This is a genomic window from Psychrobacter sp. TPE 89C (assembly GCF_055522395.1).
On the sequence record NZ_JBVFXW010000021.1, the window covers coordinates 14,985 to 40,629 of the forward strand.

General features: G+C 42.8%; 19 protein-coding genes. 10 read left to right on the forward strand and 9 right to left on the reverse strand.

The window, feature by feature from the left end; all coding sequences use genetic code 11:
- The first annotated feature begins 104 nt into the window (after positions 1–104).
- From ACZW67_RS07940 to pdxH, 4 genes are all read left to right on the forward strand, one after another.
- Positions 105–2,168 (forward strand): mechanosensitive ion channel family protein, encoded by a 2,064-nt coding sequence (locus tag ACZW67_RS07940; protein WP_465182822.1) that lies wholly within the window; start codon positions 105–107, stop codon positions 2,166–2,168.
- A 395-nt stretch (positions 2,169–2,563) separates the two neighbouring features.
- Positions 2,564–4,036: an IMP dehydrogenase gene (gene guaB, locus ACZW67_RS07945; protein ID WP_110923730.1), complete on the forward strand. Its 1,473-nt coding sequence runs from the start codon at positions 2,564–2,566 to the stop codon at positions 4,034–4,036.
- A gap of 199 nt (positions 4,037–4,235) precedes the next feature.
- On the forward strand, positions 4,236–5,630 hold the full coding sequence (gene glmM, locus ACZW67_RS07950; protein ID WP_465182823.1) for a phosphoglucosamine mutase: 1,395 nt from the start codon (positions 4,236–4,238) through the stop codon (positions 5,628–5,630).
- A 60-nt stretch (positions 5,631–5,690) separates the two neighbouring features.
- A complete protein-coding gene (gene pdxH / locus ACZW67_RS07955) occupies positions 5,691–6,335 on the forward strand; it encodes a pyridoxamine 5'-phosphate oxidase (protein ID WP_465182844.1) in 645 nt (214 codons plus the stop codon).
- Positions 6,336–6,453: 118 nt separating this feature from the next.
- Here the strand turns inward: pdxH and ACZW67_RS07960 are convergent, their stop codons facing one another.
- From ACZW67_RS07960 to ACZW67_RS07990, 7 genes are all read right to left on the reverse strand, one after another.
- Positions 6,454–7,716, reverse strand: coding sequence for an HlyD family secretion protein (locus ACZW67_RS07960; RefSeq protein WP_465182824.1), 1,263 nt, complete (start codon positions 7,714–7,716; stop codon positions 6,454–6,456).
- A gap of 93 nt (positions 7,717–7,809) precedes the next feature.
- Positions 7,810–9,501: an MFS transporter gene (locus ACZW67_RS07965; RefSeq protein WP_465182825.1), complete on the reverse strand. Its 1,692-nt coding sequence runs from the start codon at positions 9,499–9,501 to the stop codon at positions 7,810–7,812.
- Positions 9,502–9,790: 289 nt separating this feature from the next.
- Complete coding sequence (locus ACZW67_RS07970) at positions 9,791–10,426, reverse strand: glutathione S-transferase family protein (RefSeq protein ID WP_465182826.1); 636 nt, start codon at positions 10,424–10,426, stop codon at positions 9,791–9,793.
- Between the two features lie 4 nt (positions 10,427–10,430).
- A complete protein-coding gene (locus ACZW67_RS07975) occupies positions 10,431–11,108 on the reverse strand; it encodes a type 1 glutamine amidotransferase domain-containing protein (protein WP_110923736.1) in 678 nt (225 codons plus the stop codon).
- A gap of 204 nt (positions 11,109–11,312) precedes the next feature.
- Entirely contained in the window at positions 11,313–12,362 is a 1,050-nt protein-coding gene (locus ACZW67_RS07980) for an NADP-dependent oxidoreductase (RefSeq protein ID WP_465182827.1), read from the reverse strand.
- A gap of 206 nt (positions 12,363–12,568) precedes the next feature.
- Entirely contained in the window at positions 12,569–13,780 is a 1,212-nt protein-coding gene (locus tag ACZW67_RS07985; RefSeq protein WP_465182828.1) for an iron-containing alcohol dehydrogenase, read from the reverse strand.
- A 373-nt stretch (positions 13,781–14,153) separates the two neighbouring features.
- Positions 14,154–14,771 carry a TetR/AcrR family transcriptional regulator gene (locus tag ACZW67_RS07990; protein ID WP_194196712.1) on the reverse strand — a complete coding sequence of 206 codons (618 nt, stop codon included), beginning with the start codon at positions 14,769–14,771 and terminating at the stop codon, positions 14,154–14,156.
- A 425-nt stretch (positions 14,772–15,196) separates the two neighbouring features.
- Here ACZW67_RS07990 and ACZW67_RS07995 point away from each other — a divergent pair, with 425 nt between their 5' ends.
- Complete coding sequence (locus tag ACZW67_RS07995; protein ID WP_194196711.1) at positions 15,197–16,681, forward strand: aldehyde dehydrogenase family protein; 1,485 nt, start codon at positions 15,197–15,199, stop codon at positions 16,679–16,681.
- A gap of 136 nt (positions 16,682–16,817) precedes the next feature.
- Here ACZW67_RS07995 and ACZW67_RS08000 read toward each other — a convergent pair whose 3' ends face one another.
- Positions 16,818–17,057, reverse strand: coding sequence for a hypothetical protein (locus tag ACZW67_RS08000; RefSeq protein WP_110923741.1), 240 nt, complete (start codon positions 17,055–17,057; stop codon positions 16,818–16,820).
- A gap of 258 nt (positions 17,058–17,315) precedes the next feature.
- Here ACZW67_RS08000 and ACZW67_RS08005 point away from each other — a divergent pair, with 258 nt between their 5' ends.
- The 3 genes from ACZW67_RS08005 (at position 17,316) to ACZW67_RS08015 (ending at position 20,878) form a co-directional block, all read left to right on the forward strand.
- The gene (locus ACZW67_RS08005; RefSeq protein ID WP_465182829.1) at positions 17,316–18,728 is read left to right on the forward strand and encodes a DASH family cryptochrome; all 1,413 of its coding nucleotides are present in this window, start codon (positions 17,316–17,318) and stop codon (positions 18,726–18,728) included.
- A 321-nt stretch (positions 18,729–19,049) separates the two neighbouring features.
- The gene (locus ACZW67_RS08010; RefSeq protein WP_465182830.1) at positions 19,050–20,303 is read left to right on the forward strand and encodes an NnrS family protein; all 1,254 of its coding nucleotides are present in this window, start codon (positions 19,050–19,052) and stop codon (positions 20,301–20,303) included.
- Positions 20,304–20,371: 68 nt separating this feature from the next.
- Positions 20,372–20,878 (forward strand): Rrf2 family transcriptional regulator, encoded by a 507-nt coding sequence (locus ACZW67_RS08015; protein WP_465182831.1) that lies wholly within the window; start codon positions 20,372–20,374, stop codon positions 20,876–20,878.
- A 144-nt stretch (positions 20,879–21,022) separates the two neighbouring features.
- Here the strand turns inward: ACZW67_RS08015 and ACZW67_RS08020 are convergent, their stop codons facing one another.
- The gene (locus ACZW67_RS08020) at positions 21,023–21,769 is read right to left on the reverse strand and encodes a hypothetical protein (RefSeq protein ID WP_465182832.1); all 747 of its coding nucleotides are present in this window, start codon (positions 21,767–21,769) and stop codon (positions 21,023–21,025) included.
- 650 nt (positions 21,770–22,419) lie between these two features.
- Between ACZW67_RS08020 and ACZW67_RS08025 the strand changes: the two genes are divergently transcribed.
- Both ACZW67_RS08025 and ACZW67_RS08030 read left to right on the forward strand, forming a co-directional pair.
- Complete coding sequence (locus ACZW67_RS08025) at positions 22,420–23,607, forward strand: MFS transporter (RefSeq protein WP_465182845.1); 1,188 nt, start codon at positions 22,420–22,422, stop codon at positions 23,605–23,607.
- A 329-nt stretch (positions 23,608–23,936) separates the two neighbouring features.
- Positions 23,937–25,607 (forward strand): fatty acid--CoA ligase, encoded by a 1,671-nt coding sequence (locus ACZW67_RS08030; RefSeq protein WP_465182833.1) that lies wholly within the window; start codon positions 23,937–23,939, stop codon positions 25,605–25,607.
- The last annotated feature ends 38 nt before the right edge of the window (positions 25,608–25,645 follow it).

The following is a 25,645-nucleotide window of genomic DNA, read 5'->3' on the forward strand; positions in this document are numbered from 1 at the left end:
GCTTTACGCTGGCTTTTTTTGTAGACTTAATAAAATATAAGAATCATCTTCATGAAGGACAGCCTTTGTATGCGACTCACACATAAATTACTGGCCGTTAATCTATGAATACCCTCAAAAATCGAGCTGCTAGTAGCCATAGTATAGCCACTGATGTGTTTGCCAATGTCGATGCCAGTATAGATGGTAATGAACATCCTAGCACCATGTCTGACCTGTCGTTTTATAACCTGTGGTCATTGCTACTCGCTTTTTTTATTCTTGTGATTAGCGCTGTTTGCCTACCTGTTAATGCAGCAATTAATGCAGCAATTAATGACAATAGGCAGGCTGCAAGCGAACAAGGCGCAAGTGAGCAAGATAGTGCCCAGTCATCAAGCACACCTGACAATTTCGCTGAATATGCTTCTCAAAAAGTCAATGATATGAGAGAGGATAGTGTTGGTCTCTCTGGTGTGGTAGAAGAAATATTTGACCCTACTGAGCGTAGCGCCGTCGAGCAGGCAGGCAGACTACAAGGGGATTCAGCACTGACAGGAGAGTATAATGAGAGCTACTACATACTCGATAAGCTAAATGCCGGATTACCGCCATTGTCTGAGCCGCCTAACTTAGAAACGCCGCTTGCAGCCTTAGAGTTTTTTCAATCAGCGTTAATGAAGCAGCAGTACGACTTGGCCGCTTATGCGTTAAATATGAACTTGATTGATGAGAAAAGCCAGCGTGGCCGTGCGCTTGATCTGACAAAGCGACTGGACTTTTTGTTATCTGAAAAAGAGCTGTATGTGTTCGACGACATGCCAGATCGTCCCGACGGTCTGATTGAGCCGCCACTTGGTAATACTAGCAGTGTCATGGGCATTGCTAGACGCTCTCTTCAGCTTGGATACATTGATTACCGAGAGCGCCGTGTCCCTATTTATTTGCAGCGAGTACGAGTAGGTGAGGAAGCGCCTATTTGGGTGTTTTCTGCGCAGACGGTTGGCAATATTGACAATCTCTATGAGCAATATCATCCCGCTGAGTTTGAACGTTATTTACCCACTTGGTTAAAAATAAAGATATTCGGAATTGCGCTATGGGAGTTTTCAGCGCTCATACTGTTTTTTTTATTAACCATGGGTGTGGGCTGGCTACTCAGTAAAGGCACTGAAAAAATCATCAATCATTATATCGATGATGAAAAATACAACATGTATGTTGGCAGCACCAATGGCGTAGCAGATTTGGTTAGTAAGCTGACGGTGCCTTTAACCTTTACGATCAGCTTTTCACTCGTTTTCACCTTAGTTTCTGGCGGTTTTCCTTACTTAGATGCAGTTGCCTCATCCACTCGTCCCCTTATTTGGATTGGATTAGTATTCAGTACCATGTGGTTAGGTATTCGCATCATTAATTTCTTTGCCAACCGTTATCAAGACATGCAGATTGAAAATTTGGCTGAAGAGCATTTCGATAAGGAGCGTCGCCGCCGTACTTATGTCTCGATATTCCGCCGTGTCTTTATCTTTGTTATGATTTTGGGGAGCTTTTGGATAGGACTTAGTGAGTTTGCCAATATGGAAGGCCTTGGTAAGACCTTATTGACTTCAGCAGGCATCGCAGGTGTGGTCATTGGTATCGCCGCCCAGCCAATATTGGGTAACATTATCGCAGGGGTACAAGTGGCAGTAACTCAGCCAGTACGGATTGGCGATAGTGTGATAATGGATGGCAATTTTAGCACCGTGGAAGACTTGCGTTACACTTATGCGGTACTAAAAACATGGGATGAGCGTCGATTAATCGTGCCAATGCGTGAATTAATCACTGATAGGGTGGAGAACTGGTCACATACAGAAGTACATCAGACCTGTCCTGTGTTTTTGTATATTGATTATGGTGCAGATATTGATGCTATTCGTCAGCAGTTCATCTCGATGGTCAAAGATAACAAGCTTTGGGATAACAAAACGGAGCCTGAAATATTTGTCGTAGAGGTGACAGAAAATACCATTCAACTGCGCGGTGCTGTTTCATCGGTAGGTCCCATAGAAGCATGGACGTTAGCCTGTGAGATACGTGAGCAGATGCTAGGTTACTTGTATAAGCAGCAAAATAAGTATCTACCGACAGAGCGTTTTACTTTAACAGAAAGCCAATCTAGTCAATCCTCTGTAAAAGAGTGACCATGTTAACCTTGTTTGAAGTATCACATATATATCTTCACTGGGTTTCCTTGATTCTCTTTTAAACTAAATCAATTATAGCTACAAAAGAGAGCTGTAAGCCGTAAAAGAAAGCTATTGGTATCAAAATAGAGCTACTAACCATACAAAGCGTGATCGTCATCAACACAGACTTACTTATGTAAAACAAACTGACAAATATAGCATGCGATTTGTCTCATTATTTGTTATAATATGGCGTTATTTTTAAGGGATAAATAAGTGGTTAAGCGTGAGACTGCACTATATTTGTGCAAACTTATGATTCACCAATCACTTGCAGTTTTCGAGCGTTTTGTTTCGCTGGTTTATTGCTAAAATCCCACCCATCAAAATAACCACCACTAGGGGTCTGTATGTTGCGAATTGTCGATGAAGCCTTAACCTTTGATGACGTTTTATTGTTGCCAGCCTATTCTGAAGTCTTGCCAAAAACTGCCGATCTTTCTACCCGTTTGACCAAAAACATTACGCTAAATCTACCGCTAATCTCTGCGGCTATGGATACGGTCACTGAGTCTGAAATGGCCATCACTATGGCACAGCTTGGTGGCATGGGTATCTTGCACAAGAGCATGGATATCGCCAAGCAAGCCACACAAGTACGCCGCGTCAAAAAGTTTGAAGCGGGTACAGTCGTTGATCCTATCACTGTGCACCCAGAGATGACCATCGGTGAATTATTACGTTTAACTCAAGATAATAATATTTCGGGCGTGCCTGTCGTAGAGAAAGGTACGGATAAAGTTGTTGGTATTGTCACACATCGTGACTGGCGCTTTGAAACCAATCTGTCGCTACCAGTTAGCCAAATCATGACACCAAAAGGTCAGCTAGTAACGGTACATGAAGGTGAGAGCAACGAAAATATCAAACGCTTGCTACACGAGCACCGTATCGAAAAAGTGATCGTTATCGATGATGATTTCCGTCTAAAAGGTCTTATCACCGTTAATGATTTTGCAAAAGCTGAAAACAATCCAAATGCTTGTAAAGATGAGCAAGGCCGTCTTCGTGTTGGCGCTGCTGTTGGTACTGGTGCAGATACTCAAGCGCGTGTTGAAGCATTGGTTGCAGCAGATGTTGATATCATCGTTGTTGATACCGCACATGGTCACTCAAAAGGCGTGATTGATAAAGTTGCTTGGATCAAAAAGCATTATCCAAATGTACAGGTCATTGGCGGTAATATTGCAACAGGCGATGCAGCACTTGCATTACGTGACGCAGGCGCCGATGCCGTAAAAGTAGGTATTGGCCCTGGTTCTATCTGTACCACGCGTATCATCGCAGGTATTGGTGTGCCACAAATCTCAGCGATTGATAACGTCGCTAGTGCATTAAAAGACAGTATTCCATTGATTGCTGATGGCGGTATTCGCTATTCAGGTGATATGGCAAAAGCCATTGCCGCTGGTGCCTCGTGCATCATGGTAGGCTCGTTAATGGCTGGTACAGAAGAAGCGCCAGGTGAAGTTGAACTGTTCCAAGGTCGCTACTACAAAGCTTACCGCGGTATGGGTAGTCTTGGTGCGATGTCAGGCTCAAATGGCTCATCAGACCGTTACTTCCAAGATGCTAAAGATGGCGTGGAAAAACTGGTACCAGAAGGTATCGAAGGCCGTGTTCCTTATAAAGGCCCAGTCGCTGGTATCGTTAATCAGTTGGTTGGCGGTTTACGCTCATCAATGGGTTACACGGGCTCTGCAACCATCGAAGATATGCGTACCAATCCACAGTTCATTAAAGTGACGTCGGCAGGTATGAAAGAGTCGCATGTTCATGATGTTCAAATCACTAAAGAAGCACCAAACTATCGAGTAAGTTAGATAGTTTTTGACAGCTCTGTGTTACATTAGTGAAAGCTGGTTTGCAGAGCTGCCTTGACTTTGAGATAAAAACGGCCAACAATACCTTGTTATTGTTGGCTGTTTTTTTGTAAAATACATAAACAGATTATTATTATAATAGTAGTATCGCCTGCGTATACGTTGGGCCTTTAATTTTTAGATATGGAGAGCATGCATAATGAGCTATTTTGGCACCGATGGTATCCGTGGGAAGTTTGGTGAGTTACCGATTACGCCTGATTTTATTTTAAAGTTAGGTTACGTCACGGGACAGGTATTGATAGAGAACAATGACAACCCTGCGCGCAGACCTAGTGTGGTCATCGGTAAGGATACTCGTCTATCAGGCTACGTCATCGAAGGGGCGCTGCAAGCAGGATTTAACGCCGCTGGTGTCGATGTTCATATGCTTGGCCCATTACCAACACCTGCCATTGCTCATTTAACTCGTAGTTTCAACGCTGATGCGGGCGTGGTGATTTCTGCATCACACAATCCTTATTATGATAACGGTATCAAACTGTTTTCAGGGGATGGCAAAAAGCTGACTGATGAGATGCAAAATGCTATTAACGATAAGTTAAAAGTCATTATGAGTATTGGTGGCAATGCCAGTGCCAGTGATAATAACAATAACAATGATTTGGTTATGCCTATTCTTGATCCAGCACAGTTGGGTAAAAATAATCGAATCAACGATGCCAAAGGTCGCTATATCGAATTCTGTAAAGGCAGCTTTCCTTATCAGTATGATTTGAGCCATCTGACAGTTGTCGTAGATTGTGCCAATGGTGCAGGCTATAGTGTGGCACCAAGAGTTATGCGTGAATTGGGCGCTAACGTGATTGCCATCAACAATACGCCAGACGGACTCAATATCAATGCTGATTGCGGTTCTACTCATCCTGAGGGCTTACAAAAAGCAGTAGTTGAGCACGAGGCAGATGTTGGTATCGCATTAGACGGTGATGGTGATCGTATTGTGATGGTCGATGAGGCTGGTAATCTGGTCGACGGTGATGGCATCTTATATGTGCTTGCTACCCAAGGTCAGTCCAAGGCGAAAGGCGTAGTTGGCACACTTATGAGCAATATGGGTCTAGAATTAGCACTGCAAGCAGACGGTATCGCATTTACGCGTGCAAAAGTAGGTGATCGTTATGTAATGCATGAGCTCGAAGCGAATGGTTGGATACTAGGTGGCGAGCCATCTGGACACATCTTATGCTTAGATAAGAGCCGTACTGGCGATGCTATCATTGCCGGCTTACAAGTACTGGCTGTGATGCAAGCACGTGGGCGCGCGCTCAGTGATCTCGTCGAGGGGTTTGAGGTGTTGCCACAAAAATTGGTCAACGTGCGTCTGTCGCAAATGCAAGATCCGTTTGAGCATGAGGAATTGGTTGCCGCTTTTGATAAAGCGCAGGCTACTTTAGAAGGTAGAGGCCGTCTGTTGATTCGTCAGTCAGGAACTGAGCCTATGATTCGAGTGATGGTTGAATCAGATGATGAAATAGAATGTGATGTGCTCGCAAATGACTTGGCTGCTCATATCAAAGCCGTATTGGGTTAGTACATTTTCTCATTTCTATTGCCATTTTTAAAAACATTAAGATAAGGAATGACCATGAGTATGGATTTTACCGATCAACGTCTGTCATATGAAAAGGGCGCGCTTGATCAACAGTCAGTACCTACATCACCATTTGAGTTATTAAATGCTTGGATGAATGAAGCGATAGAGCAGAAAGTGCAAGAGCCGTATGCGATGAGTTTGGCTACTTGCGGTGCTGATAATAAGCCTAGCGTACGTATCGTGCTCATGCGTGAAGTTACAGATACTGGTATTGTATTTTATACTAACTACGAAAGTGCCAAGGGACAAGATATTGCCGAGAATCCTAAAGCTGAAGTGCTGTTTTTTTGGCATGAGCTTGAGCGGCAAATCCGTATCAGCGGCAGCATTGCTAAGATAGATGCTCAAAAATCTGCAGTATATTTCCAAAAGCGTCCACATGATAGTCAGGTGGGTGCATGGGTGAGCCAGCCACAAAGTGGTGAAGTTGCTGATCGTAAAGTGATGGAACAAAGTTTTGAGCAGCTACAAGCAGATTATCCAGAAGACACGCAAGTGCCAACGCCAATATTTTGGGGTGGCTATGAGATTACGGTCAATGAGATTGAGTTTTGGCAAGGCCGTGCTAACCGTATGCATGACCGCATTGTATATACTCAAGAAAATGGCGATAGTTGGAATACCAAACGCTTATTACCATAAGTAATTTGACGATAATAAAAAGCCCCGCTAGCAGTTGTTATAAACAATTTGCTAGCGGGGCTTTTTCGTACTTATAGCAAGTGTCGAATAGTAGATGCCGAATAGTAAATGCGGGAATTTATTTTGCTTCAGTATCCACGTCGACAGAAACTGACATACCAGGTCGCAGTTTGGCCAGTTCAGGTTGATTTTCATCTAAATCGATACGTACCGGAATCCGCTGAGCAATTTTAATATAGTTGCCAGTAGTCGGGTTTGCTGCTGATGAACTAAACTCACTGCCCGTTGCTGGCGAGATATTATTGATACGTCCATAAAACTTAGCACCACCCAGTGCATCCACATGGATGGTCGCAGGTTCGCCTATTGTCATATTCGCGATTTGTGTTTCTTTGAAGTTGGCAATAATCCACACGCCCTTCGGTACGATATACATGAGCTGTGTACCAGCACTAACGTATTGTCCTGATTTTACACTGACTTGGCTTAACTGACCTGACTCGGGAGCTGTGATAATAGTATTGTCCAAATTGATTTTGGCTTGCTTGGCACCGGCCTCAGCATTTTGGATATTGGCATCAAGTGATGAACGGCTACCGCTGGTTTTTTTGCTAGCTTGCTGTGCAGCTTGTAGATTGGCTTCAGCCTGTTGTACGCCTGCCTGCGCTTGGGCAAGTTCTGCTTTGGTATGTGCTACCTCCGCTTTTGAGACTGCACCAATCGCATCCAGTCCTTGATAGCGTTTGACATCTTCGCGTGCACTATCAACACTGACTTTCGCGCTGTATAAATCGGCTTCACGCGCTTCTATCTGAGCTTGGCTGGACTGGGTGTCTTGCGCATTACTGGATCGGTTGGTTAATGCCACTTCGATATTGGCCTGTGCTTGTTCAAGCTGCTGCTGAAAAGTGCGATCGTCTATCTTTACTAGTAGGTCACTGGCTTTCACAGTAGCAAAATCCTCTACGGCGACATCGGTCACGTAGCCAGATACTTGTGAGCTGATAATGGTTGTTTGACCTTTTACAAAGGCATTGTTGGTTTGCTGCACCGTTGGGGTAAAGGGTGGCAGTTTCCAAGCATAAAGAATCAGAAATACACCAATTATGATGAGGACAATAAAAAGCCCTATATTAAAGAACGTTTTTTTCTTAGGGTTCCATCCTGAAGCGGAAGGAATAGGCTCGGTTGGTGGCATGGGTGTTTCATTATCAGCGCCACTCTCCATTACTTTTTCTGCAACTTGGGTCTCGTTGTCTTGAGCACTTGCTGTCTCACCAGTATTAGAAGACAAGTCATTAGAAGATAGGTTGTTAGAAGACAGGCTGTCGGCTGGCGTCTGAGTTTTTTGGTCAGGGTCATTGGATTTTTCTTGGCTCATGACGCGCTCCTAAAGGGTTAGATCAATATAATAGATAATTTTATATGGGTACAAAAACGTGTTGTTTATATTTTAGCGATATTGAAAAATATCTTATTTTCGCTCACGCATTTTAGCGATAACGGCCAGCTCTTTAGCCAATGGGTTACGTTTATGATAACGATAGTAAAAATAATTGAGCAGTAAAATAACGGTAGCACCAGTCGATAGAAGGGCCATGATGAAAAACAAATCACCATAAGCAGACACAGTGGCTTGGCGCTGAATACCTTGCAGTACTTGCAACACAGCAGCCGTATTGGTTTGAGTGGTGTCCGTCATTTGTGTAGATATAGTACTGCGTGCAGCAGCTATCTGTCCGACTAGCTCAGGATCACCAAAATTGAGTGAGCTGACCATATCTGCATAATAAACCTGCGTACGAACCGTGGTAAATGCTTGAATAGCGGCTGCACCCGCCAATCCGCCTACCGTTTGTGAAATGCCAAAAATAACGGAAAAACTAATAATATAGGCAGGGCCGCTGGCAATAGCACGCAAAAACCCTTCAAAAACCAAAGGCCCCATGAAATACACGGCGGCAAATGCAATCAAAAACTGGCTGATATAAAACATATAAGGTGCTGAATTAATAGACACACTCGTGTCCATCCAAGAACCTAAGGCAATTAACGCCACTGCAAAAATAACGGGTCGGCGTAAATCTATCGGATTGGTGCTAAAAATACTAATGACCAAAGCCAATACACTAGCGGCTAATATAACAGCATAAAAAGTAATCAGCTGATCGCCACCATAGCCTAAGTTGGCAAGTAATCCTGCTGCACCGACATTTTGCTCAGATAGCAAAATTCGCATGACAGCGCCGGTAATCATAAAGGCAATAATATTGCGGCTACGCATCCAGCGCACTTGTAGCATTGGGTTTTTGCGATGGGTTTCAATCCATAATGCGATGCTAATCCCAACGATGGCAATCATGAGTGGATAGATAAGCCAAGGTGTCGTCCACCATAAAATCCTACCTTGTACTAAAACGACAGACAATGCAGCCAGACCACTTGCAAAAAATCCAAAGCTTAAAAAATCCAGTTTTTCAAATACTTTTTCTGTATTACCTGGTGGTAGCTCTAATATATTAATCAGCCCAAAACAAATCAGTGCCAAACCAAATTGAAATAGAAATAAGCTTTCAAGTTGACCGTCGATAGTGAGGTAGGGCGAAATGATTCGTGATAATGGAATACCAAACTGCACCAAGCCAAAACCCAAAATTAGACCGCTAGTACGTTTGACGGTTGGCATACCTTGTAAACAATAGAACAATCCTAAGATGGTCATGCCGCTGGCCACCATACCGCTTAAGCCACGCGCTATAATCTCTAAGTAATACGGGTCAAGCCACATACCATCAGCAGTCGTCATCAAGCCACTGCTTACAAACCATTGCATGCTGGTTGCTAGTAGCAAAAAAAACAGGGTGATTTTACTGAACAATGCCATGCCAAATTGCTGACGAATCTTATATAACAATACGGTGATACAAGCATTGGTCATATTGTAGGCAACCGATATCCATCCGCCTTCCATAGGCGTTAGGCTAAGGTCACCTTGAATTTGAGTCAGGTTCGCGACCAGCAAACCATTTTGAAAACTGGCAGTCACCCCAATAATAATACCAATAATCAGGTAAAAAACCTTGCGGCGTGCAGGATGATCAGGATTGGCTGGAGAGCCCACCATCATTGGCTGTTCGTGGGGCTTGAATTGATACTCAGTACTCATGGATGAATGACTGTCTTTGAAGGTGGACGGTTGATTGTATTAGGCTTAGATTAATAAAACCTGTCAACGGTATAGTCGTACAATAGAATATGTTTTATAGGTATAGTCATTCCACTACCAAAGTATGACAGCGTTAACCTCGCTTGAAGTATTACATATACATCTAGACTCGGTTGGCTTGTACTACTTTTAAATTGAATCGACTATAGGAATAAACAACAAAAATAGCCCAAGATAGACTTGAGCTATTTTATCATGCTTTTTATAAAACGTTTACTATGGCGTGCGTTTAGGCTTGTTTTGATTCGTCATGTTCAGCTTCAAGGCGCATGGCACGTTGATAGCTATCAAGGCTCGCCAGCTGCTCTGCATATTGCTTAATATGCGGATAATCGTCTAGTTTCTGACGTTGAGCAAGAATGATTAAGTCGAACGATAGCATGAAATCTGCACCGCTGAGTTGGTCACCTACGATAAACGACTTACCTTCGACCGCCGTATCTAGATACTTAAACAATCTGGTCTTTTCTATCTCGATATAACCGTTCAAAAACTCGTTATCCTCGATGCCTGCTTTTTTGGTAAACAATTCAAGCATAAGTGGCAACATGAGCGAGCTTTCAGCAAAGTCAATCCACTGCAAGTAATGACCATAGTCAGTACTGTCGGGTGCAGGACGCAAGCGATCTGGTGCAAAGCGCTCGATCAATAGCTCAGTAATGGCACCAGACTCTGAGTATGTCTGACCATCCATTTCGATGACCGGTGACTTACCAAGAGGGTGTACCGCTTTTAAGCTATCAGGCGCCAAATGCGTCTTAGCATCACGTTGATGACTCACGATCTCATAAGGTTCGCCTAATTCTTCTAGGAGCCATAAAATACGCAATGAACGTGATTGGTTAAGATGATGCAAACGAATCATAGTATTAACCTTTAAGCTTAGCGAGTAAGCGTTTAGCAGCTTCTTCTGAAGAGGCTGGGTTTTGACCTGTGATTAATAGACCATCTTCTACGACAAATGATTCCCAATCAGCTGCTTTCTCATAATGACCACCATTAGCGATCATTGCATCTTCTACTAGGAATGGCACGACATCGGTAAGACCAACAGCATCTTCTTCTGAGTTGGTAAAGCCAGTCACTTTTTTGCCTTTAACCAAGTATTCGCCATCAATTTTCACATTTTTGAGCGCTGCTGGAGAATGACAAACAAACGCAACAGGTTTGTCTTGCTTAACGAAAGTCTCAATCAGATTGATAGAATTTTCATCTACTGCCAAATCCCACAATGGGCCATGACCACCAGGGTAAAATACTGAATCAAAGTCTTCTGCTTTCATGTCAGCGAGCTTTTTAGTAGTAGCAAGGTGCTCTTGAGCATCAGTATCATCTTTGAAACGTAATGTGTCTTTGGTTTGCGTGTCTTCATTGTCACTACTAGGATCGAGTGGTGGCTGACCGCCAGCAGGAGAGGCTAGCGTGACATTCACACCTGCATCAATAAATGCATAGTAAGGTGCTGCGAATTCTTCTAGCCAAAAACCTGTTTTTTTACCAGTATCGCCGAGACGGTCATGTGACGTTAGTACCATTAAAATATTCATAGTTATCCTTATTTATTATTCATTACTTTTAAAAATTAGTGTGGATAGATAAAAAATTCTGTTATCAGATAAGTAGCAACCATCTTAAAATTGTAATAGAAAATGATGACTGCTAACAGTATCTATGTTTGAGACTTAATAGTCAGTTGTTAAAGTCAGTATTTATGTTGTTAAGTAGTTATAGCGATTATAAGTCACCATAAACTATTTAACGTCAGCAACTTTAACGACTGTTTTACCAAAGTTCTTGCCTTCTAGCATATCAAAGAACGCTTGCGGTGCTTGTGCTAAGCCATCTGCTTGATGCTCTTTGGTTTTGATATCGCCTGACTCAACCCATTGACCCATGGTTTTTAAGAATTCAGGGTAGTGGTCGCCATACTCTTCAAAGATAATGAAACCTTTAACCGTCAGACGGTTGGCCAATACTTGACCCATTAGCATACCTAAACGGTCTTTACCGTCAGGTAAGTCAGTGGCATTGTATTGTGATACTAGACCACATACTGGGATACGGGCATGCGCGTTCAATAGTGGTAGTACCGCATCGAACACTTTACCGCCCACGTTTTCGTAATAGATGTCGATACCATCTGGACATGCATTGCTTAGTTGTTCGGCGAAGTCTTCGGCATGATGATCAATACAAGCATCAAAACCCAACTCATTGACAGCATAAGCACATTTCTCAGCACCGCCTGCCACGCCAACTGCGCGTACACCAAGTTTTTTACCCACTTGTCCGACTGTTGCACCGACAGGGCCAGTTGCTGCGGCTACTACTAATGTTTCGCCTTTTTTCGGCTTACCGATATCAGTTAAACCCATGTAACCAGTAAATCCAGGCATACCAAGTACACCAAGACCATAAGAAGGATGTGGCATGTCTTTATCTAGTTTTAGCACACCTTCGCCATCGCTGACGCTATAGTCCTGCCAGCCAGAACCTGATACAACCAAGTCACCTTCAGCAAAGCCATCGACATTAGACTCGACCACTTGTGCCACTGTGCCGCCCGTCATGACGTCACCAATTTGTAGTGGGTCGGTGTAGCTTTTTGCATCACTCATGCGGCCACGCATGTAAGGGTCAAGTGATAGGTAAACGGTACGTAGGAGCATTTGCTTGTCGTTAGGGGTAGGGATGTCGCTAGTAGCAAGCTCAAAGTTGTCGCTGGTTGGTGTGCCATGAGGACGACTTGCCAGTTTGATTTGACGATTTTGTTGTTGGTTTTGAGTATTATCAAAGCTCATATTATTATCCTTTTTAATTATTGATTTTAAGTGTCTATCTTTACATCCTTCGATGAAAGGTTCTTCTTGTACAAAGTTCTTTGTTCAAAGCTTTTTATCTTTGATGTGATGTCTAATCTGATATTGAATGTAGTAACTACCCATTGCTGAGTAGCTACTATAAATAGCATAACTATATGTATTTCTTATTACGGCGATGTTACATATTAAGATGCTTTGCTAGTAACAGCACGTTGTAGGATGCGACGTGATACGTCTAAGTCGTTTGTACCATGCTCGCCCAGTTTTACCATACCATGCACTTCAAGCTGCTTGATGATTGGATCAATCGCTGATTCAGTCAAATCGGCATCTTCTAGGCTAACTGGCAAGCCAAGTTCGCGGAAGAAGTTTTCAGTGTAAACAATCGCGGTCTCAATGATAGCGTCGTCGTCTTGATCAGTATCAGTGATATTCCATACGTTACGTGCATACTGGAGCAATTTTTCTTTTTTGCTTTCTTTTAGCTCACGCATCACTGATGGCAATAAGATAGTTAAGGTACGTGCATGATCGATCGCGTGTAGAGATGTCAGCTCATGACCAACCATATGAGTTGTCCAGTCTTGTGGTACACCAGTACCGATCAGACCGTTCAATGCCATTGTCGCCGTCCACATAATGTTTTTACGGGTTTCTAGGTTCTCTGGATCTTGCTTAACAACCAAGCCTTCATCGATAAGGATTTTGAGCAGGCTTTCAGCAAAAGCGTCTTGGACTTTAGCGTTTACTGGATAGGTTAGATACTGTTCCATCACATGAACGAATGCATCAGCCACACCATTCATAACCTGACGTTCAGGCAATGTAAGCGTTTTGATAGGATCTAGTATTGAGAATTTAGGGAAGGCAAGTGCATTACCAAACGGTAGTTTTGCTTGACGTTCACTATAGTTGATAACGCCGCCCGAGTTCATCTCAGAACCAGTTGCTGGAATGGTCAGTACCGCACCCAAATCAACCGCAGAATCGATGTCTCTGCAATAGCTAGTCAATGCATCCCACGCTTGTTCACGTGACACAGTGCCATCTTCTTCAGTCAGTGATGATACCAATGCAACAAATTTGCTGCCATCGATCACTGAACCACCGCCAACGGCTAATAAGAAGTCGATGTTGTGCTCATTGACCATGTCGGCTGCTTTTAGCAACGTGGTAAATTCTGGATTGGCTTCAATACCACCGAATTCAAATACGGTACGATTACCGTTCGCTGCTAATGCTTCTTTCACTTCGTCCAATGTACCATTACGTTGCGCTGAGCCACCACCATAGGTGATAAGGACGCGGGCATCAGTAGCCACTAAGTCTGATAATTGTTTGATTTGTTCTTCACCGAAAACGATACGTACTGGGTTGTAATATTGGAAGTTGTTCATAATATTCCTAAACTTTGTTAAATATTGATTGGGTGTGCGAGCTGCAAATTTATTTATTGGCGAGTTCGTTTCTTACATTTGCGTGCATTGTACATCAATTAGACCAGTCGTCTAGTGTTTTTTACAAAAGTCTCTCATAACTTGATTATTAAGTAGGAGTTTAAGAGTTATGAGGATTGTGTATAAGAACGTGAATCGTTCTTAGACCCTTGATAGCTTGAGGCAGTCAAGAAACCAGAATGACAAGAGACTAAGAATGATTCATTGCTAGCGATTATCATTGGTACGCTTTTTAAGACACCAATGATTTATCTAACGTAGGATTTTAATGCAGGAGTAGTCATTTACGAATGGAGAATACGCGTCTAGAGCCTTAGCGTCCGAGTTGTGACGTCGTCATCTGCCAAACTTCTGCGAGTGGGGTATTGGTTTGGCTGATTTTGGCAATTAAGCTGGCACCAAGCCATGCAAAGTACCAACGTTTTGCGATGCTCTCAGCAGCGATGTTTTCAGGCTGTGGTACAGAGCCATCTATCCAGCCGGCTTTTATTTGATCACCAAGCCAGTTGACGGTTTGTTGGTAGCCTGCATTTAACGCGATGCGCATAGGCTCTGACATATCCGCTACTTCAGCACTGAGCTTAACCACCAAGCATTTCTCATGATCGCAGCCGTTTTGCTGAGTGTCGTACCAGTTTTGAAAGTAGTTATATAGCTTTTGCTGTGCACTAACATTTTGCGCGCCGATGATGTCTAGGCGTGTCTTATATAGGCTAAAGTAATGATGGATAATCGCTTCACCAAACGCTTCTTTGGACGCAAAGTAATGGTAAAAAGAGCCTTTAGGTACACCTGCTGTGTCTAGTATTTGCTTAAGACCAACGGCAGTAAAGCCTTTTTTGGCGATGAGTTGATAGCCAGTTTCGAGCAAGTGAGCTCTAGTATCTGATGTAGCAATAGGTACGGGTGGTGCATTTGTAATAGTAGACATAGAGGTGATGTTCTCCTTGGAACTTCATAGCAATAGAGTGATTAATATTCATTTAAGCGTCATATTGAGGACGTATTCTAATAGTATTTATTTATGTGCGTTACGTTTCATCAACAATATTTACGGGTAAAGTAGTCTTGTTTTATTAATAGCTATGGTAGCATTAGACCAGTCGTCTATCAAGGTGCGTTTTAGGCTCGCTAGTCATTAGGACGTTTGTCAGTCAAATCGTTAGACTGATATATCGCTTAACAATGAGTTTAGAGGCACTTCTTGCAAGATGCTGTTTACAAGAAGCTATTTATAAGCGATTTTTTATAAATAAGCTTTTATAAGTAAGTTTCTCATTCGATATTTCGATAACAATTTTAAAACTATCTTTAAAACCAAATTTCAAACATAACTAAGTAAAAATAAGGATCATTATGTCAGCGAATAATACCAACACCAGTGCTTACAGTGACTTTCATTTGCAATATATTGCAGGTGAATGGCAAAAAGGTAAAGACGATAGCGTCAATACCAATACAAACCCATACAACGGCGACGAGCTTGTAAAAATTCAACAAGCAACGGAAGCGCAGCTCAATGAAGCCTATGAAGCTGCTAGTCAGGCACAGCAAGAGTGGGCCAAGCAAACACCAGCGGCACGTGCTGCTGTACTGTACAACGTCGTCAATATATTGGACCAGCGTCAAGAAGAGATTATCGACTGGTTAATTAAAGAGTCAGGTAGTACGCGCATTAAAGCGACTGTAGAACTTAGTACGGCACGGGCAATTACTTTGGAAGCTGCGACTTTCCCTAATCGTGTGCACGGTGAGATTCGTCCGTCTAATACCCCTGATAAAGAAAACTTCATTTACCGTGAGCCAATTGGTGTTGTTGCAGTCATCAGCCCATGGAACTTTCCATTGCATTTGACCCAGCGTTCTATCGCGCCAGCCTTAGCACTTGGTAACGCAGTGGTACTCAAACCTGCTAGCGACACGCCTGTGACAGGTGGTTTGCTACTTGCAAAAGTATTTGAAGAAGCAGGTCTGCCAAAAGGTCTGCTTAACGTAGTCGTTGGCTCAGGTAGCGAGATAGGTGATGCGATTGTTGAACACAAAACGCCAAGCCTAGTATCATTCACTGGGTCAACCTCAGTCGGTAAGCACATCGGCGAGCTGGCCAATGGCGGCGATTATATCAAAAAAGTTGCCCTTGAATTGGGTGGTAATAGCCCATTTGTCGTATTAAAAGATGCTGATATCGATCAAGCAGTAAAAGCAGCTGCCTTCGGTAAGTTCCTGCACCAAGGTCAGATCTGTATTGCGATCAACCGCATTATTGTCGAAGACGCACTATATGATGACTTCGTGACGCGTTTCCTTGAGCATGTCAAAACCTTGCAAGTCGGCGACCCTGATAAAATGGAAACAGCAGTCGGTCCAATTATCAACGAAAAACAAGTCAAGTCATTAAAAGACAAAATCGCCAAAGCGCAAGAAGAAGGCGCAAAAATGATCTTAAGTGGTGAGATAGACGGTCAAGTAGTACCGCCACATATTTTCACCGACGTCACGCGTGAGATGGATTTGTCACGTAACGAAGTATTTGGCCCGTTGGTTGGTATCATTCGTGCCAAAGATGAAGACGATGCGTTGTCTATTGCCAATGACTCTATGTATGGCCTATCGAGTGCAGTATTTACGCAAGATTTAGCCAAAGGCCTGCGTTTTGCCCGCGGTATCAAAGCTGGTATGACGCATATCAACGATATCTCAGTGAATGATGACAGTAATGCGCCGTTCGGTGGTGAGAAAAACTCAGGTATCGGTCGCTTCAATGGCGAGTGGGTACTAGAAGAGTTCACTAGATTGCATTGGATATCTGTACAGCATCAGCCACGCGAGTATCCATTTTGAGAGCTTAACTTTTAAATGTTGTAAACTGATATTTTAACCATAAAAAAGACCGCTTATATAGCGGTCTTTTTTATGGATGTACTGTCTCAAATTAGCAGGTATTAATGTTTATGTTCTTGAGACACCACGCGTTTATTTAAATTTTCTGTTTATGATGAAAACCAAGTAGGGCTTCAATCTCTTCAATCGTGATGCGTCTGACAAGTGCTTGCTCTTCTACAGATAGGCGATTGGTATGCTCTTTTATCATGGTATGTATGCTGCGAGAGATTTCGGATGTCGTGGCGTAATACATCTGTGGTTGATCTTTCGTTAGTCTCATCAAAAACTTGTTGATGAGCTTACGTTTTTCTTCTGGTGCGTTTTCTTCAGTCATATTATTCTCCTAGGAATAAATCATGTAGGCAGTCAGGCTTATGGTTAGAATAACGCAGATAAGTATCATCAATCTACAGTGATATTGATACGTTAATATAGCTGGCGAGGTCAACGATGTAGCGGATTTATATGGATTTGACTATAACAAACATTTAAGTGAGGTATTTAACATACCTTGTACCGTATATCATATTCTAAAATATTATAGTTCAGACTGAGCTAATAAGTGTATGAGTACAATTAGGGAGTCGAAAACATGTCAAATCCGCAATTAGATAGTTTAACAAAGAAGCCAACAGATAAAGAAGCAGTGTTGGTACTATTTTATAATGATTTGCGTATAGATGATAATGCAACATTGGCAAAAGCAGCAATGCTGGCCCAAGACAACCATAGGCAGCTGTTACTTATTTATGCGGATGCTTTAGCAGATGGCATCGGTCAGACAAATAAAGATCAAGCTTACGACTTCGATCGAATAGGAGATGCTCGTCAGCAGTTCTTATCTGAGAGTCTGTCTGATCTGGATGAATCGCTACAACGTCTTGGCAATAGATTGTTGCATCTAACACCGCATACATCATCGGCCGCATTGGATACCTTTACGCAGCTGTGTCAGCTTATCGAGCATCAGCAAGTCACTGATATATATGTCAGTCAAACGGCAGATTATCACCAAAACCAAGCCTATAGTATCTTGCAACGTAAGTACCCACAGGTACGCTGGCATGAGCAAGTAACCAATACGTTGTTTGCGTCTTTACCGATGGGAGCGTTGCCCAAAAGCTTCACGCAGTTTCGTAAACAAGTCGAATCAGATCATGATTTACTAAATGCCGAAACAGACGTAGTTATTAGTCCAGCGCCAAAATCTCTACTACCCATGCCAGACAATTTGATAAATGGTACAGCAGGTAGCTATTCATTATTCTTCAACAAGCATCATCTTGATGTGCAACTGCCCTCTGAGTTTAAAGGTGGAGAGACCAATGCCATTAGCCATTTGAACGATTATTTCAATTCTGATGCGCCTAGTACGTATAAAACCACGCGCAATGCGCTGGATGACTGGACACACTCTACTAAATTCTCGGCTTGGCTCGCAAATGGCACCCTCTCAGTCAATGTGCTGCTGAACCGCTTGCGTCATTATGAGCGTGAAGTGGTGGCTAATGAATCTACTTACTGGATATGGTTTGAGCTACTGTGGCGTGAGTATTTTCATTGGTATGCCATGACCCATCAGCAAAAGCTGTTTTGGTACAAAGGTATTGCCCAACAGTCACCAACGACAGGGTTTGATAAAGGGCGTCTGGAGCAGTGGAAAGAGGGTACTACGCCATATCCTATCGTCAATGCCTGCATGAATCAGCTAAAGCAAACGGGCTATATGTCCAATCGTGGCAGACAAATAGTTGCCAGCTGTTTCATCCATGAGTTGGGTTTAGATTGGCGTTATGGGGCAACTCATTTCGAGCAGTACCTTATCGATTATGATGTTGCTAGTAATTGGGGTAATTGGCAGTATCTAGCGGGAGTAGGTGCTGATCCAAGAGGCTGCCGACAGTTTAATTTGGCCAAACAAACTCAGCAATATGATCCGAGTGGTAGCTTTATTCATAAATGGCAAGGTGATAATACTGATGATTATGTACTGAGCTCACCTTAAATTTACTGATGAATTTAAGTCATTTTTTCATAGCTTTTCTCGCTCAGCATGTCCTAAGTATTCCAAAAATAAGAAGCGACCATATGGGTGGCTTTTTTATTTCTAAAAACTATTTTTCAATACAATATAGTCAAAGAACTCTAAAATGGGTACAAGGCAGTCGACTGCAGATTGTACAAGTAGTACATCTAAGGAGGGTAACGCCGTAGCGGTTTAGTCGTTCACCGACTATAGCTGGCTAAGTACGTTGCTTAACATATAACATTCATATAAAATGAATCTTTAAGGTCGGTTTTATTAATACTTTCTAAGAAGATCACTATGCAATCTATTAACCTACCCAGTAAGCCGCCAAGCTCGCCACACCCAATTCTTAATTTGAGTTTCCGTCTGTTCTTTAGTGCTGCTGCATTATTCGCGGTAGTCACGATGGTGTTATGGGCCTTTGTGTTCACTGGGCATACAGATATAGACGCGCAGGTATTAAATCCCTTGTATTGGCACGGCCATGAGATGATTTATGGTTATGCATTGGCAGTGGTTGCAGGGTTTTTGCTGACAGCGGTCAAGACTTGGACAGGGGTGATGATGCCGCACGGCTACAAACTGTTAGGTATCTTTGCCTGTTGGTTGTTAGCACGTCTTAGTTGGATCGCTTGTGGCATGGGCATAGTGGTGGCGGGCAATAGCGCATTGTTGTTGTACGTCGCCGCAGTGTGTGATTTTTTGTTTATCACGTTTATGGCCTTCGCTATTTTCCGAGCAGTATGGCAAGTCAAGCAATATAAGCAGATGGGCATCTTAGCTAAGTTGGCATTATTAATGTTAGGCAATGGACTGTGCTATTGGGGCATTATCAATGCAGACATGAGCATCATGAAGACAGGCATGTATCTGGGATTTTATTTAATCATTGGCTTAGTATTGACCATTGGTCGCCGCGTGGTACCATTCTTTATTGAGCGAGGTCTTAGTACGACTAACGCTAAAGGCGTTGCGGAAACCGTTACCTTGTATAATAGTAAAGTACAAGATATCGCAAGCTTATTATTATTTTTAGCCTTTTTTATCGTTGATCTGTTTTATCCTCATCCATATTTACTGACTATAACGGCGCTCGGTGTGGCAATCGTTAACATCATTCGTCTAGTAGGTTGGCATCATCGTGGCATTTGGCAAAAGCCGTTGCTTTGGTCATTGTATATTGCGTTTTTAGGCATGTGTTTGAGTTTTATGCTGTACGCATTGCAACCGTGGTTAGGTTTCTCTCATAGTTTGGCGGTACATGGGCTCGCGATTTCGGGTATTGGCATGATGACGGTAGCGATGATGACACGGGTATCGCTTGGGCATACTGGCCGCAGTATTCATAATCCACCTAAAACGACAACTTTGATGTATGGTTTGATGGTTTTGGTGTTTGCCAGTCGCGTGCTATTGCCTTTGGTAGATATGAGCCATTACTTATTATGGATTATGATTGCTCAAGGTGCATGGATTGCCTGCTTTATGTTATTTTGCATCAGCTACGTACCGATGCTGGCACGCCCTAGACCGGATGGCCTGTTTGGTTAAGTAGATAGTGGTTAAGCAGCTAGTGGTTAAATGATTAATAATGAGAATTAGAATGGGAGTGTTCGTAAATGCGATTGACCAATTATAGTGATTATGCACTGCGCTCATTGATTTATCTGGCGGTCAAACCGGAGCCGCACACGCTCGCTAATATCAGTGACATTGCCAATAGCTATGACATTTCCAAAAGTCATTTGACCAAAGTTATTCATCAGCTGGGTCAGTTAGGATATATAGAAAGTGTGCGTGGCAAAAATGGAGGCATACGACTGGCACGTACACCTAAAGAGATTAATTTGGGTGTATTGATTAAACAAATAGAGCCTGATTTTGATTTGGTAGAGTGCTTTGCCGTACCAGTGAGTAAGGATAAAGGCTCTCAATCAAAAGATTTGCCAGTTACCTTCATCGAAGAAAAGACAGATAAACCGATAGGCTGCGTGATTACACCAGTATGCCAACTCAAAAGTGTATTCTCTGAAGCATTAAGGGCTTTTATTGCCGTCCTTGAGCGCTATACCTTGGCAGATATTATTAATAATGAAGACGAGCTGGCGACCTTGTTATTTAGATAATCGTTTTTCTAGTGATTCTGACAGTCGTTTTGATAGTACTTTTGAGAGTAGTTTTGATAAAAATGTCGTCAGGTCAAAATAAAAGAGGACTACTATTACGGTAGTCCTCTTTTGTGTTTTCACTTTCTTAAAGTATACGTTCTACTAAGCGCTTTCTAACTTAGGACGTGCCTTATTAATCGCTTTTAATAGTGCTTTTTCAAACTGGCCTTCTTTAAACTGGACCAAATATGAATGCGCCGCGCACAAGTTTTTAGTGTCACGCCATTCATGGGCGAGATTGGTAGCCCAGTCACAATATTCCTTGCCAGCACTTTGTTCGTTTTTCAGTGCTTTTTTGGTCGTAGGATGTAGTATCAGCTCAGGCAATATCGCCTCTAGTAACTTTGTTGGTGGACTCATAAAAGTATCATCCACGTGCAAGCTTTTGCTGGCAGGGTGATAGGCCAATAATGAACCGGCATGAATCATCTCATTAGGCGAAATATAGTAGACGCCTTCTGACATAGAGAACTCAAGCTCAGGATAGCACTCAGCGACCGCATCACTCTCAACCAGGTCATCTGCCCATTGTACTTCTGATATTTTTTTATGATGTCGGCTACTGCCGTAAAAGGTTGCCTTTGGGAAGTCTTTTGCCATCTGTGCACAATGTACCGTGTGGAATGGGTGTACGTTCAGTACAGCCTCGACATTTTCCCCATTATTGGTCAATGCCATCACTTCGTCTCGAACGTCACCTGTTAAGGCATAACTGTCTAAAAAGATAAAGCGTCCTGATGCTAGCTTTATTAGTGAGCATTGCGTACCGATATTTAGTACACCACCAATGCGAAATGATCCGCGTATGTTCCAAAAACCCGATCCTAAATCATGAATTTTATCGCTCATCGATATACTTCCTTAAATAATTAATTATTAAATTTATAAGATTGTTTTTATATAGCTATTTTATACAGCTACTTTGTATAGCTACTTTGTATAGCGCTTTATGATTATGGCAATTCGCTCACTCAAAGTCTGTTACAAAGGTGAAACTTTGATTAGGGTGTGTTCTGATTTCAAAAATGGAGATAAAAATGAGATAAATTGCCGTCAAACGAGAAAAATAGTGTAGATAATATCGAGATATTGACTAACTATTTGACGATGTCTGGCAAAATTTAGACATTTTTAGCCCAGTTAGATGAATGTCGTTTGAATTGAGGACATGCCCTAACGTTGTTATTAATGGCGTTTTTTGTTTGTATTAGGTTTTGATATCAGCACGCGTGATTGGCTGTGATACCATAATGTGCTTGTCGTTACAAACCTAAAGCAATTATCATTGCTGACGTTTATATGGTTAATTCAATTTAACAGTGGTACAAGGCAACCGAGCGCAGAGGTAGTTCTCATACATCAAGCTAAGTTGACGCTGTAACCTGTTTATAATGAATTGACTCTATTTTAATTCTATCACTCACGTCAGCCACATGACGCCTAATATAGTCAGCATCCTTGTGAACAATACTGTCAGTCAGACTCAAAATAACGCCCCATTGTTATCTCCTCAAACGAATTCGCCATCGTGGGTACTAAAGCTCACAATTGGCTTGATTGGTATGTTTGCTTTTTTGCAAGTGTACTCTATTCAAGCGGTGCTACCTGTGCTAATGGTGGACTTTTCGGCGACTGAAGTGCAAGCTGGTATGATCGTTGGCGCGACGATAATGGCGATTGCTATTATGTCGCCATTTTTGGGCATGCTCTCTGATGCAGTGGGACGTAAGCCATTTATCGTTGGAGCGCTGTTGTTTTTGGCGATACCTACGGCGTTAATCGCGCAGAGTCCGAGTATTGGTTGGCTAGGGTTATGGCGATTCATGCAGGGGTTGTCAGTGCCAGGTATTACGGTCGTGACGATTGCTTATATCGGTGAGGAGTTTGAAGGGCGAGCAGTAACGGATCTGATGTCATTCTATGTGTCGGGCTGTGTATTAGGAGGGTTCCTTGGTCGGTTTTTGCTTGGGCATTTACACGAGCTCATTGGCTGGCGTGCTGGGTATTATGTGATGGCAGCGATGACGCTGGTCGGTGCGATGTGGGTTGGAAAAATGCTACCATCATCACAGCAATTTGTGGCCAATCCTAACTTTCGAGCAGCGATACAGACGCTTGGAGAGCATTTGACCAACCGTTATGTCGTGACGGCCTGTCTGCTTGGGGCGTGTGTGTTGTTCTCGCTAGTGGGCTGTTTTACCTTTATTAATCTACATCTGGCCAATACGCCTTATGAGCTGAGTACGGGGGCATTGGCCAATATTTTTGCAGTCTATCTGATAGGGGTCGTTATTACACCGTTATCGACCAACCTGTTACGCCGCTTCGGGTCAGCACGTACCGTTCGGGTCGCTATTTTTATCTCTATGATAGGCGTGTTGCTGACACTCGTGACGCCATTATGGGGCGTGGTGGTAGGGCTTGCTATCATGTCCTCAGGTGTGTTTGTTACCCAAGCGGCGACTATTAGTTATATCGCGGTCAATGTGAAGAAAGGCCGCTCACTCGCATCGGGTTTATATTATCTGGGCTATTATACGGGTGGGACGTTAGGGGCTTGGCTGTGCGGCATCGTCTATGCGCGTGGGCAGTGGTCGCTAACGGTATGGCTGCTAGTGTTTGTACAGATTTTGGCATTGCTCGTTGCCAGTTTTGGTATGGTAAAGACCAAATCACGTGCCGCTTAATATAAAGGCTAATAACCTAAGTGCTATTAATTTAAGGGCGAATAATCTAAAGTCTACCAATCTAAGGGCTAATAATTTAAAGGCTCGCTAACATAACGTGATAAGGCGTGAAACCAGAATAAACGAACGCTCAGTGTCATGGTGTTTATGCGTGTATACTTTACATGATGTGGGTTTTTTCTTACTATCGATGATGGCATTTTTTAAATACTATTAGTAATAATAATGGAGCAACAGTAATGGCTGCTCATAAAAATATAATTTGTTAGAAGATTTTAACAACGAGAGTCGTTAACGATTTATCTCTGATCAACAAGGAAGTCAATTTTATGTCAAATATTTATAATAGTGCACCGTCCGCTTACGATTATCCACTATTGGTAAAGCAACTATTAAACCGTGCCAAGACAGTGTCGCTAGATCAAGAAATTGTTTATGCAGATAAAAAACGCTTCACTTATAAAGAGCTGTTTAGCCGTATCAATCGCTTAGCCAACGTTTTAGCTGATTTAAAGCTTGACGCTGGCGATGTGGTGGCAGTGATGGATTGGGACAGTCATCGCTATCTGGAGTCGTACTTTGCGGTACCGATGTCAGAGTATATTTTGCAAACCGTTAATATTCGCCTGTCACCAGATAAAATTCTCTATACCATCAATCATGCTAAGCCTAAAGTACTGATGCTGAACTCTGAGTTTGCACCGTTGGTCAAAGACTATCAGTTTGAGAACTCCAGTATTGAGCACATCATTTGGCTTGATGATGATGGGGTATCGTATGAAGGCGTTTTTGGTGGTAGCCAAAATCGCGTAAAAGGTGAGTATGAGACATTATTAGAAGCCGCCAATAGTGAGTTTGAGTTTCCTGACTTTGATGAAAATACCATTGCGACGACTTTTTATACGTCAGGGACAACGGGCGACCCGAAAGGCGTGTTCTTTAGCCATCGTCAATTGGTATTGCACAGTTTGGCAGAAGCCGCGACCTTAGGTATGCTTCCTGATAAGCAGGGCGTTAGCTATGGTGATGTCTATATGCCTATGACGCCGATGTTCCATGTCCATGCGTGGGGTTTTCCGTTTACTGCAACGATGGTGGGTCTAAAACAAGTCTATCCAGGACGCTATGCCCCTGATAGTTTGCTCGATTTGATTATTAATGAAAAAGTCAGTATCACTCATTGCGTACCAACGATTTTACAAATGGTGCTCAAAGAAGCACAGGATCGTGGTGCGAGCTTTAATGGCCTAAAAATGATCATTGGTGGTTCACGATTGACAGAAGGTTTGGCAAAAGTAGCGATGAGCCAAGGTATCGAAGTTTATACTGGTTATGGCATGTCAGAGACCGCGCCGCTTATTAGCTTGACCGAGTTTAGTCTCAACGAGCCTGAGATGTCTGATGATGAAGATATCGCACGCCGTTGTATGACTGGTAAGCCTGTGTTGATGGTCGAGGCCCAAGTTTGGGGCACAGACAATCAGTCGGTTGGTACCGGTAAAGAAAATACAGGCGAGTTAGTATTGCGAGCGCCTTGGCTGACCCAAAGCTACTTGAAAAATGAGGATGCGGGTAAGGAGCTATGGGAAAATGGCTACATGCATACTCAAGATATCGCTTACATACGTCCTGATGGTTGCATTGGTATTACCGATCGCCTAAAAGATGTGATCAAATCAGGTGGTGAATGGATATCATCATTAGAGATTGAGACCATTTTATCACTGCATCCAGCCGTGGCCGATGTATCAGTCATTGGTGTTCGTGATAAACAGTGGGGTGAACGTCCATTGGCTTTGATAGTTCTAAAACCTGATGCTCAAGACACGAATGTGGATGATATCAAAGCCATTGCTGAAAAAGCCGTGGAGCGAGGTATGATTCCTAAGTATGGTGTGCCCAGTCAGTTTAAGTTTGTGGATGACCTGCCAAAAACCTCTGTCGGCAAACATGACAAAAAAGTCATGCGTAAGATGTATGCTGATCAGACCGAAGTATAATTTTATGTAGTTGACCTTTATCATTAGCTCTGATACAT

Excerpts from the sequence above, each read along its gene's own strand:
- ACZW67_RS07940 (WP_465182822.1), top strand. The coding sequence starts at position 105 with ATGAATACCCTCAAAAATCGAGCTGCTAGTAGCCATAGTATAGCCACT.
- guaB (WP_110923730.1), top strand. The coding sequence starts at position 2,564 with ATGTTGCGAATTGTCGATGAAGCCTTAACCTTTGATGACGTTTTATTG.
- glmM (WP_465182823.1), top strand. The coding sequence starts at position 4,236 with ATGAGCTATTTTGGCACCGATGGTATCCGTGGGAAGTTTGGTGAGTTA.
- pdxH (WP_465182844.1), top strand. The coding sequence starts at position 5,691 with ATGGATTTTACCGATCAACGTCTGTCATATGAAAAGGGCGCGCTTGAT.
- ACZW67_RS07960 (WP_465182824.1), bottom strand. The coding sequence starts at position 7,716 with ATGAGCCAAGAAAAATCCAATGACCCTGACCAAAAAACTCAGACGCCA.
- ACZW67_RS07965 (WP_465182825.1), bottom strand. The coding sequence starts at position 9,501 with ATGAGTACTGAGTATCAATTCAAGCCCCACGAACAGCCAATGATGGTG.
- ACZW67_RS07970 (WP_465182826.1), bottom strand. The coding sequence starts at position 10,426 with ATGATTCGTTTGCATCATCTTAACCAATCACGTTCATTGCGTATTTTA.
- ACZW67_RS07975 (WP_110923736.1), bottom strand. The coding sequence starts at position 11,108 with ATGAATATTTTAATGGTACTAACGTCACATGACCGTCTCGGCGATACT.
- ACZW67_RS07980 (WP_465182827.1), bottom strand. The coding sequence starts at position 12,362 with ATGAGCTTTGATAATACTCAAAACCAACAACAAAATCGTCAAATCAAA.
- ACZW67_RS07985 (WP_465182828.1), bottom strand. The coding sequence starts at position 13,780 with ATGAACAACTTCCAATATTACAACCCAGTACGTATCGTTTTCGGTGAA.
- ACZW67_RS07990 (WP_194196712.1), bottom strand. The coding sequence starts at position 14,771 with ATGTCTACTATTACAAATGCACCACCCGTACCTATTGCTACATCAGAT.
- ACZW67_RS07995 (WP_194196711.1), top strand. The coding sequence starts at position 15,197 with ATGTCAGCGAATAATACCAACACCAGTGCTTACAGTGACTTTCATTTG.
- ACZW67_RS08000 (WP_110923741.1), bottom strand. The coding sequence starts at position 17,057 with ATGACTGAAGAAAACGCACCAGAAGAAAAACGTAAGCTCATCAACAAG.
- ACZW67_RS08005 (WP_465182829.1), top strand. The coding sequence starts at position 17,316 with ATGTCAAATCCGCAATTAGATAGTTTAACAAAGAAGCCAACAGATAAA.
- ACZW67_RS08010 (WP_465182830.1), top strand. The coding sequence starts at position 19,050 with ATGCAATCTATTAACCTACCCAGTAAGCCGCCAAGCTCGCCACACCCA.
- ACZW67_RS08015 (WP_465182831.1), top strand. The coding sequence starts at position 20,372 with ATGCGATTGACCAATTATAGTGATTATGCACTGCGCTCATTGATTTAT.
- ACZW67_RS08020 (WP_465182832.1), bottom strand. The coding sequence starts at position 21,769 with ATGAGCGATAAAATTCATGATTTAGGATCGGGTTTTTGGAACATACGC.
- ACZW67_RS08030 (WP_465182833.1), top strand. The coding sequence starts at position 23,937 with ATGTCAAATATTTATAATAGTGCACCGTCCGCTTACGATTATCCACTA.